The sequence below is a fragment of the Pantoea sp. AS142 genome, from assembly GCF_037152305.1.
Lineage (GTDB): Bacteria > Pseudomonadota > Gammaproteobacteria > Enterobacterales > Enterobacteriaceae > Pantoea.
Map to the genome: position 1 here is coordinate 536107 of NZ_JBBCMO010000002.1, position 13645 is coordinate 549751.

Consider the following 13645-nt stretch of genomic DNA (forward strand, 5'->3'; position numbering starts at 1 on the left):
TCCCGACCCAGTTGTACGGAGGTGATGTATGAACGCGTTTGCGCTTGAAGCCGAAGGCATCAGCAAGTTCTTCCCCGGCGTAAAAGCCCTCGACAACGTGTCGTTGCGGGTGCGGCCGGGAACGGTGCATGCCTTGATGGGCGAAAATGGTGCCGGCAAATCCACTTTAATGAAGTGCCTTATCGGGATGTATCGTCCCGATAAGGGCACCATCAAAATTAAAGGCGAGCCAGTGCAGTTTCAGGACACCATGGACGCGTTGCGTTCCGGTATTTCAATGATTCACCAGGAACTCAATCTGGTGCCCTACATGACCGTTGCTGAGAATATCTGGCTGGGCCGCGAGCCGATGAAGTTTGGCTTTGTGGATCACGCCAGACTTAATCAGGTGACGCAGGAACTGCTGAACCGCCTGAATATCCGCCTGAAAGCCGATCGGATGGTGGGCGAATTGAGCATTGCGTCGCAGCAAATGGTTGAGATTGCCAAAGCGGTCTCCTGGGATTCAGACATCGTGATTATGGATGAGCCTACCTCCGCGCTGACGGAAACCGAAGTGGCGCATCTGTTCACCATTATTCGCGACCTGCGGAAGCAGGGCAAAGCGATCATCTACATCAGCCACAAGATGGATGAAATTTTCACCATCACCGACGAACTGAGCATTTTCCGTGACGGCAGCTGGATTGCCAGCGATCAGACGGCGAAATATACCCGCCAGTCGCTGATCACCCAGATGGTGGGACGTGAACTGACTCAACTGTTCCCGAAATTCAACAACGCAATCGGTGAAGAGGTGCTGACGGTTCGCAATCTCAGTTGCAAAGATCGTTTCACCGACGTCAGTTTCAGTGTCCGCCGGGGTGAAATTCTCGGCGTCGCCGGACTGGTGGGGGCCGGTCGCAGCGAGGTAATGGAGAGCCTGTTTGGCATGGAGAGCTTCGACAGCGGCGAGATCTTAATTGATGGCATACCGGTGACGATCGACTCACCCTCCACGGCGATTGAAAAGGGCATGGCGTTCCTCACCGAAGACCGTAAAAAATCCGGGCTGTTTCTGGTGCTGTCGGTGATGGAGAACATGAGCATCGTTAACATGCCGGAATACAGCGGAAAAAGCGGTTTTGTCAGCCATGTGAAGATGGCGCAGGACTGCATGGACCAAATCCGACGCCTCAATATCAAAACCCCGACCATGGATCAGATCATCAATAACCTCAGTGGGGGTAATCAGCAGAAAGTCCTGATTGCCCGCTGGCTGCTGGCACAACCGAAGATTCTGATTCTGGACGAGCCGACGCGCGGCATCGACGTCGGCGCGAAAGCGGAGATTTACCGCTTAATCAGTGAACTTGCCAACCGTGGCGTGGCGATCATCATGGTCTCCTCTGAACTGCCGGAGATTCTCGGCATGAGCGACCGGGTGATGGTCATGCACGGCGGGCGTATAACCGGCATCCTTGATAAAGAAGAAGCCGATCAGGAAACCATTCTGTCGTTGGCATCCGAGTGAGGCGCGAGACCACTATGAGCAATATGAAAGTTACTGCCACCCCGGCAGCCCCGCAGCAACCCTCTTTTTTTGCCACTCTGCGTCATAAATTGCCGAAAGACACCGGCATTTTTGTCGTGATGGTAGGGATTGCGTTGATTTTTGAAATGTTCGGCTGGTACGTGCGTGACCAATCTTTCCTGCTCAACACCAACCGTCTGATCCTGATAGTGCTGCAGGTGGCGATTATCGGGATTATCGCCGTGGGTGTGACCCAGGTCATTATCACTACCGGTATCGATCTCTCCTCCGGTTCAGTTATCGCTCTGGCGGCGGTGGTGGCCGCGAGCCTGGCGCAGACCTCTGACAGTCTGTCGCCCATGTATCCGTCACTGGTAAATATGCCTGCGGTGATCCCTATCGCGGCCGGTATCGGCGTTGGTTTGCTGGCTGGCGTGGTCAATGGCGTGCTGATTACCCGCACCGGTATCCCGCCATTCATTGCAACGCTGGGCATGATGGTTTCGGCACGCGGTCTGGCGCAGTATTACACCCAGGGCAATCCGATCAGCTTTCTTTCTGACGGCTTTACCTCAATCGGACAGGGGGCCATGCCGGTAGTCATTTTCCTGGTGGTGGCGCTGCTGTTCCACATCGCCCTGAAACATACCCGCTACGGTAAATATGTTTACGCCATCGGCGGCAACATGACCTCGGCAAAAGTTTCCGGTATCAACGTTAATAAGTATCTGATTATTGTCTACACCATTGCCGGCGCGCTCTCTGGCCTGGCGGGAGTCGTACTGGCGGCGCGCGTCAGCAGCGGCCAGTCGAGCATGGGGATGTCCTACGAGTTGGATGCAATTGCGGCAGCCGTTATCGGCGGCAGCAGTCTGATGGGCGGCGTGGGTCGTATCACCGGCACATTAATTGGCGCAGTCATCCTTGGCCTGATCAAAAGCGGATTTACCTTCGTCGGTGTCGATGCCTACATTCAGGACATTATCAAAGGGATGATCATCGTGGCTGCGGTCTCCATCGACATGCACCGTAACCGCAAAAAACGTTAATCAGCAGGCGCTGGCCTTCTTACGGATGCGTGAGAGGGCAACGCCTGTTTTATCATCTGGCATTGGCCAGCAATAAGAAATCATGCTGATAGCGGTTACATTTGCTGGCCGTCTCGTCACGAGGATCTTCAGGCCATGCTGGCCTTTAACCGGTGCAACGTGTTTCAACTGCACTAAAATCGTACAGCCTGCCATCACTTTTCTGCACGTCTGACTCGCAGCATCTGCACTGCCACAGTGCGCCTGATGGCATCATTCAGTCTGCTGAGTTATTCCCCATGCTTATTAACCCTTACGAGGTAATCAGAAACGCTTATTTTCCGGGCCGTTAGGATAAATCTGGCTGGCGGATGACGTGAGTCGTTTAAACCTGGCCTGCATCTTGCAAAATCTCCGTTATCAGGGCGATTGGATCAGACCCATTTCGCTATTCGGGGTGAGTGACGGAGGTAAGATGAATTTAAGACGACTGAAGTACTTTGTGAAAATCGTCGATATCGGTAGCCTGACGCAGGCAGCAGAAGTGCTGCATATCGCCCAGCCTGCACTCAGTCAGCAGGTCGCGACGCTGGAGAATGAACTGGATCAGCAGTTACTGATCCGCACCAAACGCGGCGTCACGCCGACTGAAGCCGGTAAGATTCTCTATGGTCATGCGCGTACCATTCTGCGCCAGTGTGAGCAGGCCCAGACTGCGGTCATCAACGCCGGTCAGGTGCTGAGCGGTCAGGTGTCGATTGGTCTGGCTCCGGGCACAGCGGCATCAGCGCTGACCATGCCGTTGCTGCAGAACGTTCGTGATCAATTTCCGGAAGTGCTGGTTTATCTGCACGAAAACAGTGGCAGCGTATTGAATGAGAAAGTGATGAACGGTCAGCTGGATATGGCGGTGCTGTATGACCGCGCACCCACTGCCGGCATCAACAGTATGCCGCTGATGAAAGAGGATCTCTTTCTGGTGGGTGCCACGGATTACCCCGGTGCCAGCGTCGATCTGGCTGATGTGGCGCAGATGAGTCTGTTCTTACCCCGCGACTACAGCGCGGTGCGTAAGCGGGTTGATGAGGCGTTCTCACTGCGTCGCCTGAGTGCGCGCATCATTGGTGAGATTGAATCGATTTCAACTCTGACCTCAGCAATTTCCAGCGGCATGGGTGTGACCGTATTACCTGAATCCGCCGCCCGTGCTTTGGTCGGTTCCACCGATGCCTGGATGTCACGCATCAGCAGTCCGTCGCTGAGCCTGCCGCTGTCGCTGAACATCTCTGCCCGGCTGCCGCTGTCGCCTTCTGCACAGGCCGTGAAAAATATCCTGCTGTCACTGCTGAATAAGCCGCTGACTGAGGAGCGCGAGTTGATGTTAGTGGGTTAAGGGGGCGCTTAGCAGCGGGCTGCACTGAGCGGGTTACGCCCGCCAGGCGATGGGGCGTTTCAGGTTGCCTGAGCAGGCGGCCGCGTCAAGGGGCGGACGCCCGCCCCTTAACAATCCCGGCGTCCGGCAGCCTGCGCGCCCCGCTGTGCGGGGTGCCTTCGTCACGCCCTGCGGCCGACGGACCGCCCGGACGCGCCGTCCCTGGCGCGTGCCGTTCTTTCGCCGACGTCCTGTCGGCTCATCCTGGCCTGCGGTTGTTCCTCAGCGCTGCGGATGCCTCTGGCAGACCCCAGCCGGTGGGTTTTCAGCCCGTTCCGGGGGATTCAGGCCGCTGAACGCGGGTGGAGATTGAGGGAATACGCTTCGCAGCGGGTTTATTCGGAGCGGGGTTCGCCCGCGAGGTGGGGAGTGTCAGGTCATTTAGCCGCGCGTTAGCACTGAGAAGGTTACGCCCAGGCGATGGGGCGTTTCAGGTTGCCTGTGCAGGCGGTCGCGTCAAGGGGCGGACGCCCGCCCCTTAACAATCCCGGCGTCCGGCAGCCTGCGCGCCCCGCTTAGCGGGGTGCCTTCGTCACGCCCTGCGGCCGACGGACCGCCCGGACGCGCCATCCCTGGCGCGTGCCTTCCTTTCGCCGACGTCCTGTCGGCTCATCCTGGCCTGCGGTTGTTCCTCAGCGCTGCGGATGCCTCTGGCAGACCCCAGCCGGTGATTGTTTTGTGTTTTCTTTGGTGGAGAGTTTCTGGTGGCCCGAAAACCACGTTCAGTTCCGGAAGTTCACCACGACAATCTCAGTGACCTGAAAAACGGGATAACTGCGGATGGGGTTGAATGCCATTCCGTCTGCTGAGGCGAAATTCAGAGGCAATCCCCGATATCCACAGCGATAAAGTACTCAACCCAAAAAGAAGAAATAACAGCGAGGGGGTGGGGAGGCCGTCAGAGCCGCTGAGCGGATGAGGGATTTCAGGACGAGCGACAGGGATGTCGCGAAGAGGCGGGTTCGCGCCAGGGATGGCGCGTCCCGCCGTTCCGTGAGAAACCCGGAAGACGCGAAGGCACCGCGAAGCGGGGGTGATGCAGGCCGGAGCCGGGGGTCAAGGGGGCGCGGCGACTGGCGCCCCCTTGTCGGTCGCCTGCAGCGGCGAGTCTGAAACTGCCTGACTTACCAGGCGAACGAAACCCTCTCACAGCCCGTTCGCGCAGCGAACACACTCACGCCATCCTTCACAAAAACGAAATCCCTCTCACAGCCCGTTCGCGCAGCGAACACACTCACGCCATCCTTCGCATAAACGGAACCCCTTTCACAGCCCGTTCGCGCAGCGAACTTAATCCTTCCAGGCGCCGGTTCGCGCAGCGAACAAAACCTTTTTCAGCGCGCGTCCGCGCAACTTCAATTTCACCTCGTTATTCCCTGAAGTCATAAAGCTAAATTTTTTAGTATTTCCGGTTATCAATAATAATTCTTAACATCAGAGAATCAGATTAGGTAAAGAGAGGTAAATATCGTGAATTTCCAGCAGCTTAAAATCATCCGCGAGGCGGCGCGCTGTGAATTTAATTTAACGGAAGTCGCTAATACACTGTTTACCTCCCAGTCGGGAGTGAGTCGGCATATCCGTGACCTGGAAGATGAACTCGGAGTTGAGATTTTTATCCGTCGTGGCAAGCGACTGCTGGGAATGACCGAACCGGGCAAAGCGCTGCTGACGATCGCCGAACGCATCCTGGATGAAGCGGGAAAAGTACGACGGCTGGCCGATGTCTTTACCAATGAAACCAGCGGCATCCTGACCATTGCCACCACCCACACTCAGGCGCGTTACAGCCTGCCGAAAGTGATCAAAGCATTTCGTCAGCTCTATCCCAATGTCCGGCTTGAACTCAATCAGGGATCGCCGCAGGAAATTGTCACCATGCTGCTGGCGGGTGAAGCGGACATCGGCATCGCCAGTGAAATGCTGGTCAACAACAGCAGTCTGGCGGCGTTCCCCTGGTTTAGCTGGCATCACGCCCTACTGGTGCCAAAAGGGCATGAGCTGGTGCAGAGCCAGCCGGTCTCACTGAGTACCCTCAGCCGCTTTCCCCTTATCACCTACCGGCAGGGTATCACCGGCCGTTCGCGGGTTGACCGTGCTTTCCAGACGGCGGGTTTAAAACCCGATATCGTGCTCAGTGCTCAGGACTCCGACGTGGTGAAAACCTACGTCAAACTGGGTTTGGGCGTCGGGATACTGGCCGATCAGGCGTGTGAAACCGAAGAGAGTGAAGAGCTGGTACGCATCGACGCGACGCATCTGTTCGATGCCAGCACCGTATGGCTCGGCCTCAAACGTGGTCAGCTGCAGCGTAACTACGTCTGGCAGTTCCTGGAACTCTGCAATGCCAACCTGTCGCTGGAGGAGATCAAACGCCAGGCGCTCTCCTACAGTAATGACGACGAACCGGTTATCGACTTCCAGATTTAAAGCGCGGGCGCATCCCGCCGGATGCGCCTCGTTGCTGCACGGCATAAAATTTCAAATCACCGCGAAAAACTCGCTTAGCAACCTTTCTCACCCCGCACAACAACATCCTGCGCTGACCCGGCGCGATAAAGTGGAATCAGTTGACCACAAGGGGATGTTATGTCGCGACTACAACTTACAGACAGCGATCTGCTGCGCCAGCAGGCGCTGTTTGCCGGACGCTGGCAGGATGCGCATCAGGGTGCCACGCTGCCGGTTACCGATCCCGCCACGGGCGAAACGCTGGCCACTATTCCGGCGCTGGGGCATGCGGAAACCGAGCAGGCGATAGCGTATGCGGAAACGGTGCGCATCAGCTGGGGCAAAACCACCCATGCCAGCCGGGCCGCGCTGCTGGAAAAATGGCATCAGCTGATCATTGAACATGCTGACGACCTGGCGATCATCATGACCGCCGAACAGGGCAAACCGCTGGCGGAAGCCAGAGGCGAAGTGCTCTACGGGGCCAGTTTTGTGAAATGGTTTGCGGAAGAGGCGCGCCGCATTTACGGCGACACCATTCCCGCGCCCAGCGACGACCGTCGCATTCTGGTGCTAAAACAGCCGGTGGGCGTTGCCGCTGCCATCACGCCGTGGAATTTCCCGATTGCGATGATCACCCGCAAGGTCGCTCCTGCGCTGGCCGCCGGATGCCCGATTATTGTTAAACCTTCTGAGTTAACGCCGCTCTCGGCGCTGGCACTGGCGGTGCTGGCAGAGCGTGCCGGGTTCCCGTCTGGGGTGTTACAGGTGCTCACCGGCCTGCCCACGGAGATTGGCGCGGCGCTGACCCGTAGCCGCACGGTGCGTAAAATTTCCTTTACCGGCTCAACACGCATCGGGCAGTTGCTGATGCAACAGAGCGCCGACAGCATCAAGCGCCTGAGCCTGGAGCTCGGCGGCAACGCGCCGCTGATCGTGTTTGATGATGCGGATATTGAGATTGCGGTGGCGGGGGTGATGCTCAGCAAGTTCCGCAACGCCGGGCAAACCTGCGTCTGCGCTAACCGCATCCTGGTGCAGCGCAGCATCTATCCGCGTTTCACCGCCCGGTTGCTGGAGGCCGTCGCCACCCTGAAAGTGGGCGATGGATTTGCACCCGACAGCACCATTGGCCCGCTAATCAACAGTCGCGCGGTGGAGAAAGTGAACGGTCACATTGATGATGCACTCAGCCAGGGCGCAACGCTGCTGACCGGCGGCATCCGCCAGGACAACGGCACTTTTGTGCCGCCCACGGTGCTCGGCGAGGTCACCGCCACAATGCGCATTGCTCATGAAGAGACGTTCGGCCCAGTCGCGCCCCTGTTTATCTTTGATGAGGAAGATGAAGCGATAGCGATGGCGAATGACACACCTTACGGCCTGGGAGCCTACTTCTTTACCGAGAATATCCGGCGGGCATGGCGGGTAGCCGAAGCGCTGGAGTTTGGCATGGTCGGCTTTAATACCGGCGCGATTTCCCTGGAGGTTGCACCGTTCGGCGGTGTGAAACTCTCTGGTATTGGCCGGGAAGGTTCCCGCTATGGAATTGATGAATATCTGGAACAGAAAACATTTCACATTGGCAGTCTGTGATTAAAAAAGAATAAAGCGTCAGCCGCGCAATCCGGCTGGCGTTTTTTTTGCCTGACGCCGGGTGAGAATTTACCGGCGTCAAATAATCGTCTTTAAAAGCAAAGATGTTATCTGGGCGGTAAGGCGGGTCAGTAAATCGGCGGGTCATGATCACCGAAATGAGCAGCCTGACACTGAATATCCGCTTTGGTGCAATATTCATGCAGGTTGCACCAGCAGAGCGCATAAATTTTGTGAAGTAAATCATCTGTTTAATTGTTCGGCAATTCCGCAAAAAATCACCCGGCAATACGGCAGAAAATTTTTTTGCGCTGTTTTAAACGCATTTTTATTTTTTGCCCGGCTGGCATACTTTCTGCATTAGCTTATTAACAGCGCAGAAAACGGCTGTGAAAACGCTAATAAGCCAGCACGTGACGGGTGTAACAAATAAGGAATTTTTCCATGTTAAGTTTCGACCCTGAAAAAGTTTCTCTTCCGGCTGGCCATTATATTGGCGGCCAGCATTGCCAGGCCCAGGGCGCATCCTTTGCGGTGAAACGGCCCTCGGATGGCAGCGTCTATGCCACGCTGCAGGATGCCACGCCGCAGGATGTTGATCAGGCTGTTACGGTGGCGCATCAGGCGCTCAAAAGCAGCGGCTGGTCCGGCTGTGCGCCGCGTGAGCGCGGACGCGTATTGCGCCGCTGGGCTGATCTGATTGAGCAGGACGTGCTGCTCGCCCAGCTGGAAGCGCTGGGTTCAACGCGGCCAATCAGCGACGTGGTGCTGCACGAAATCCCGTTTACCGCCGAAGCGATTCGCTTCTATGCCGAATGCGCCGACAAATACAGCGGGGATCTCTTTCCCACCCGAGACAGCAGCCTCGGTATGCTGATTGCCGAACCTTATGGCGTCATCGCTGCGATTACCCCGTGGAATTTCCCGCTGTCGATGGCGTCGTGGAAATGCGGACCGGCGCTGGCAGCGGGCAATGCGGTGGTGCTGAAACCCTCTGAACTGACCCCGTTTTCTACCGTACGCATGGCCGAACTGGCGTGCCAGGCGGGCTTACCGGCGGGCGTGCTGAACATTGTGCAGGGCAGTGGGGCCGTCACCGGCAGCGCGCTGGTCAAACATCCGCTGGTGCGCAAAGTCTCGTTTACCGGCTCGACCCTGACCGGCGCACGCATCATGAGCGATGCTGCGCAGCACGGCATGAAACCGGTGACGCTGGAGCTGGGCGGCAAGAGTCCGCAGTTGGTGTTTGATGATGCCGGCGACCTGGCGGTGCTGGCCCAGCGCATTCTGCGTGGCTTTACCGCCAACGGCGGCCAGGCTTGCGTGGCGGGCACCCGTCTTATCGTACAGCGCAGCATTGCCGATCCGCTCATTGAGCGGCTGGCGCAGCTCTGCCGGGAAGTCAAACCGGGCGTCACCTGGCAAGAGGGCAGCCGATACGCGCCGCTGATCGATGAACGCCAGGGCAACAAGGTTTGCTCGGTCATCGAAGCTGCAAAAGCGCAAGGCGCAGAGGTGCTGGTGGGCGGAGAACGCTTTGCTGACACCGGTAACGGCTGGTTCTGGCAGCCGACGCTGCTGAGTCACGTGGCGCAGGATAATCCGGCGGTCCAGCAGGAAATCTTTGGTCCGGTGCTGACGGTGCAAATCTTTGATGAGGAAGAGCAGGGGCTGGCGATGGCCGCCCATGATACCTATGGCCTCTGTGCCGGTGTCCACACGCTAAGTCTGCCGCGTGCGCTGCGGGCGATGCGCGCCATTGACGCCGGCACCGTCTGGATCAATCGCTATGGCCGTTCCGGCGATTTCATCATTCCGACCGGCGGTTTTCTCGGCTCCGGCATTGGTAAAGATTTAGGGCGTCAGGCGTTTCAGGCCTGCCAGCGCCAGAAAAGCGTACTCATCGATTTCTAAGCGCAACTGACAATGACGAGGGTGTTACATGGCACTGTTTAAACCGAAATTCATCACGTTCGACTGTTACGGCACGCTGATTCGCTTCGATATGTCGGGTGCCGCGCAGCGCTGTTTCAGCGACCGCGTCGACCCGGACGCAATGCTCGCCTTTACCACCGACTTTTCCCGCTACCGGCTGGATGAGGTGCTCGGCGCATGGAAACCCTATTACGACGTGGTCAGCAATGCTATCCAGCGCACCTGCAACAAGTGGGGCGTTAAGTGGGACAAAGCCGATAGCGACTTTATCTACACCGATTGCGCCCGCTGGGGGCCGCATCCTGATGTGCCCGCCGGGCTGGCAAAAGTCGCCGAAGAATTTCCGCTGGTGCTGCTGACCAACTCAATGAAAGACCTGATCCCGCATCACGAACCGCGTCTGGGCGCGCCAATCTACCTGACCATCACGGCTGAAGAGGCGGGCGCCTACAAACCGCAGATGAAGGGCTTTGAGTACATGCTGGAGACGCTCGGCTGCGGCCCGGAGGAGATTCTCCATGTCTCCTCCAGCTTCCGCTATGACCTGATGACTGCCCACGATCTCGGCATCAAAAACAAAGTCTGGGTCAATCGCGGTCATGAACCGGCGAACCCGTACTACCAGTACACCGAAATCAAAGATATCGGCGGCCTGCCTGGCGTCGTCGGACTCTGAGGAACACCCCATGAAACTGGAATCGTTCTGGCAGGCCACCGCTCCGGCCTTTACGGGTGCCGCCCGCGATCCGCTGCCTGCACAGGCGGAGGTGGTGGTGATTGGCGGCGGCTTCACGGGCGTCTCGGCAGCCCTTAACCTGGCGCGAAGCGGCATCAGCGTGGTGTTGCTGGAGAAGGGGGAGGTCATGAGCGAGGCCTCGGCGCGCAACGGCGGCCACTGCAACACCGGCGTGGCGCAAAATTTTGCCTCGCTGGTGGCGAGTCAGGGTCTGGAGCAGGCCAGCCGCTTTTACCGGGCATTTGACGAGGCGGTGAGCTACGTTCAGCAACTGATCCAGGATGAACAAATCGATTGCGATTTCCGTCTGTGCGGCAAGCTCAAGCTCGCCAGCAAAGCATCGCATGTGGCCGGGCTGCGCGAGGCATATGAACTGATGCGCCGCACCGTTGACCCGGAGATCGAACTGCTCGACAAAGCGGCGGTGCGCGACGAGATTGCCAGCGACGAATTCCACGGCGGCCTGCTGCAGAAGCGCGGCGGTCAGATGCACATGGGTAAGTTCGGCGTCGGGCTGGCCGAGGCTGCCGCCCACAGCGGCGCGAAGATTTTCCCGCACCACACCGTGACAAAGTTAGAACGACTGAAGGGCTATCAGCATCGAATACACACCGCGCGGGGCAGCATTCTGGCGGATAAAGTACTGATGGCGACCGGCTGCTCCAACGTCGGCCCTTTTCCCTGGTTTCAGCGCCGCATCGTGCCGGTGGGGAGCTTTATTGTGGTGACTGAAGCGCTCGACCCGGCGCTGCTGCGCCAGGTGCTGCCCCATGATCGTACCTACGTGACCTCGCTGAACATCGGGAACTACTTCCGCACGACGGCCGATCGCCGGCTGGTGTTTGGCGGGCGGGCGCGGTTTGCGGTCAGCAACCCGACGTCTGATTCGCGCAGCGGCGAAATCCTGCACCATGCGATGACGCAGATGCTGCCAGCGCTTGGCCGGGCGCAGGTAGAGTATTGCTGGGGCGGCATGGTCGATATGACCGCCGACCGTCTGCCGCACGCGGGTGAACAGGATGGCCTCTTCTATTCGCTGGGCTACAGCGGCCACGGCACCCAGATGTCGGTGTGGATGGGGCGGGTGATGGCCGATCTGCTGGCCGACAAGCACACTGAAAATCCCTGGCAGCGCGACGCATGGCCTGCGCTGCCCGGTTATCACGGCAAGCCATGGTTTTTACCGCTCGCAGGACTCTATTACAAAGCAAAGGATCGCCTTTCATAACGTCCCGTCGGGAGCTGGCTACCAGGTTGCCAGCCCCGCCAGAAAATGATCCCCGGTTCGCCTGACTATTGAGGGTAGAGAGATGAGTAAATTTGATAATAACGATGCTGATGCGGTAAATCCGGCACTGACGCGCATGATCACCGAAGGCGCACTGTCACGCCGCAGTCTGATGAAAATCCTCTCCGCAGGTGCGGTGATGAGCAGCGGCCTGGTCGGTTTTTCAGGGGCGGCACGGGCGGACGACAAGCCGGTCAAGGGCGGAAAACTGCGGGCGGCGATGTCGAATGCCTCCGCCACCGATACGCTCGATCCGGCCAAAAGTAATAACAGCGCGGACTACACTCGTCAGTTCATGTTTTACAGCGGCCTGACCGAGCTGGATAAAAACCTGATGGCGCAACCGGCGCTGGCGGAATCGCTGGAATCCAGCGACGGCATTACCTGGCATATCAAGCTGCGTCAGGGGGTTACCTTCCATAATGGCAAACCGCTGACCGCCAAAGATGTGATCTTTTCGCTCAGCCGCCACAAAGATCCGGCCATCGCCTCTATCGCGTTTAAGCTGGCCGATCAGTTCAAAGCCTTCAGCGCGGTCAATGACAATGAGGTGCAGCTGGCGCTGAGCAGCGCCAACTTCGACGTCCCTTATATGCTGGCGACACCGCCGTTTTTGATCGTCCCGGACGGCACCACCGATTTCAGCAAAGGCATCGGCACCGGTCCGTTTGTCTGTAAAGCCTTTATGCCGGGCGTGCGCACCATCGGCACGAAAAATCCCAACTACTACAAGCCTGGACTGCCGCATCTGGATGAGGTGGAACTGATGGGGGTGACTGACGGGGCGGCACGCGTCAATGCCCTGATGTCGGGCGATCTGCAGATGGTCTCTACCCTGACTGCCGCGGACTGCAAGCGCATCAAAGCCAGCAGCGAGTTTGGCGTGCTGGAAAGTAAATCGGGCATGTACACCAACCTGATCGTCCGTACCGACATGAAACCCGGAAATAACGAAGACTTCGTGCTGGCGATGAAATATTTGCAGCCACGTGAAATGCTGGTGAAAACCGTGCTGCAGGGGTACGGCGACGTCAGTAATGACACCCCGGTTCCACCGTGGCATCCGCTCTATAACGCCGAACTCAAACCGCGTGCGCTCGACGTGGAAAAAGCGAAGTTCCACATCAAAAAAGCGGGCATGACTGGCTCCACGGTGGAGCTTATCACCACACCCAATATTGAAGGGGCGAACGAAGGTGGGCAGATAATCCAGCAAATGGCGCGCGGAGCTGGGTTGAACATAAAAGTGCGACGCGTACCGTATGACGGTTACTGGTCTTCGCACTGGATGAAAGATCCGCTGGGATATGGCTCGATAAACCCGCGTCCGACACTCGACATGCTCTTCTCACAGTTTTATCTCTCTACCGCACCGAATAACGAATCGGGCTGGAAAAACCCCCAGTTTGATCAGCTGGTGGTCGCCGCACGCGGTGAGCGGGATCAGGCGAAACGCAAGCAAATGTATGGCGACATGCAGACGCTAATTTATGACCATTGCGGCACCCTCATCCCGACCTTCATCAGCTCCACCGATGGCTACAACAAAAAGGTCAAAGGGGTCGAGGCCTGGCCGTCAGGCATGATGATGGGCTATCGCTTCCATGAGTTTGCGTGGCTGACCGCCTGATTTCAGCCTATCCCATTAGGCGATATAGAGGGAGTA

General features: G+C 57.8%; 9 protein-coding genes. All 9 read left to right on the plus strand.

Annotation, left to right across the window (positions count from 1 at the left end):
* Positions 1-28: 28 nt before the first annotated feature.
* The 9 genes from WFO64_RS07435 (at position 29) to WFO64_RS07475 (ending at position 13609) form a co-directional block, all read left to right on the plus strand.
* Positions 29-1513: a sugar ABC transporter ATP-binding protein gene (locus WFO64_RS07435; RefSeq protein ID WP_337010314.1), complete on the plus strand. Its 1485-nt coding sequence runs from the start codon at positions 29-31 to the stop codon at positions 1511-1513.
* 23 nt (positions 1514-1536) lie between these two features.
* Complete coding sequence (locus WFO64_RS07440; protein ID WP_337010529.1) at positions 1537-2562, plus strand: ABC transporter permease; 1026 nt, start codon at positions 1537-1539, stop codon at positions 2560-2562.
* Between the two features lie 454 nt (positions 2563-3016).
* The gene (gene nac, locus WFO64_RS07445; RefSeq protein WP_337010315.1) at positions 3017-3934 is read left to right on the plus strand and encodes a nitrogen assimilation transcriptional regulator NAC; all 918 of its coding nucleotides are present in this window, start codon (positions 3017-3019) and stop codon (positions 3932-3934) included.
* A gap of 1509 nt (positions 3935-5443) precedes the next feature.
* A complete protein-coding gene (gene cbl / locus WFO64_RS07450) occupies positions 5444-6403 on the plus strand; it encodes an HTH-type transcriptional regulator Cbl (protein ID WP_337010317.1) in 960 nt (319 codons plus the stop codon).
* 159 nt (positions 6404-6562) lie between these two features.
* The gene (locus tag WFO64_RS07455) at positions 6563-8020 is read left to right on the plus strand and encodes an NAD-dependent succinate-semialdehyde dehydrogenase (RefSeq protein WP_337010319.1); all 1458 of its coding nucleotides are present in this window, start codon (positions 6563-6565) and stop codon (positions 8018-8020) included.
* Between the two features lie 444 nt (positions 8021-8464).
* Complete coding sequence (locus tag WFO64_RS07460) at positions 8465-9934, plus strand: aldehyde dehydrogenase family protein (protein ID WP_337010321.1); 1470 nt, start codon at positions 8465-8467, stop codon at positions 9932-9934.
* A 28-nt stretch (positions 9935-9962) separates the two neighbouring features.
* Entirely contained in the window at positions 9963-10631 is a 669-nt protein-coding gene (locus WFO64_RS07465) for a haloacid dehalogenase type II (protein ID WP_337010323.1), read from the plus strand.
* A gap of 10 nt (positions 10632-10641) precedes the next feature.
* The gene (locus WFO64_RS07470) at positions 10642-11919 is read left to right on the plus strand and encodes an NAD(P)/FAD-dependent oxidoreductase (protein WP_337010325.1); all 1278 of its coding nucleotides are present in this window, start codon (positions 10642-10644) and stop codon (positions 11917-11919) included.
* 82 nt (positions 11920-12001) lie between these two features.
* Complete coding sequence (locus tag WFO64_RS07475; protein ID WP_337010327.1) at positions 12002-13609, plus strand: ABC transporter substrate-binding protein; 1608 nt, start codon at positions 12002-12004, stop codon at positions 13607-13609.
* The last annotated feature ends 36 nt before the right edge of the window (positions 13610-13645 follow it).

Excerpts from the sequence above, each read along its gene's own strand:
- WFO64_RS07465 (WP_337010323.1), top strand. The coding sequence starts at position 9,963 with ATGGCACTGTTTAAACCGAAATTCATCACGTTCGACTGTTACGGCACG.
- WFO64_RS07475 (WP_337010327.1), top strand. The coding sequence starts at position 12,002 with ATGAGTAAATTTGATAATAACGATGCTGATGCGGTAAATCCGGCACTG.
- WFO64_RS07460 (WP_337010321.1), top strand. The coding sequence starts at position 8,465 with ATGTTAAGTTTCGACCCTGAAAAAGTTTCTCTTCCGGCTGGCCATTAT.
- WFO64_RS07435 (WP_337010314.1), top strand. The coding sequence starts at position 29 with ATGAACGCGTTTGCGCTTGAAGCCGAAGGCATCAGCAAGTTCTTCCCC.
- WFO64_RS07440 (WP_337010529.1), top strand. The coding sequence starts at position 1,537 with ATGAAAGTTACTGCCACCCCGGCAGCCCCGCAGCAACCCTCTTTTTTT.
- WFO64_RS07470 (WP_337010325.1), top strand. The coding sequence starts at position 10,642 with ATGAAACTGGAATCGTTCTGGCAGGCCACCGCTCCGGCCTTTACGGGT.
- nac (WP_337010315.1), top strand. The coding sequence starts at position 3,017 with ATGAATTTAAGACGACTGAAGTACTTTGTGAAAATCGTCGATATCGGT.
- WFO64_RS07455 (WP_337010319.1), top strand. The coding sequence starts at position 6,563 with ATGTCGCGACTACAACTTACAGACAGCGATCTGCTGCGCCAGCAGGCG.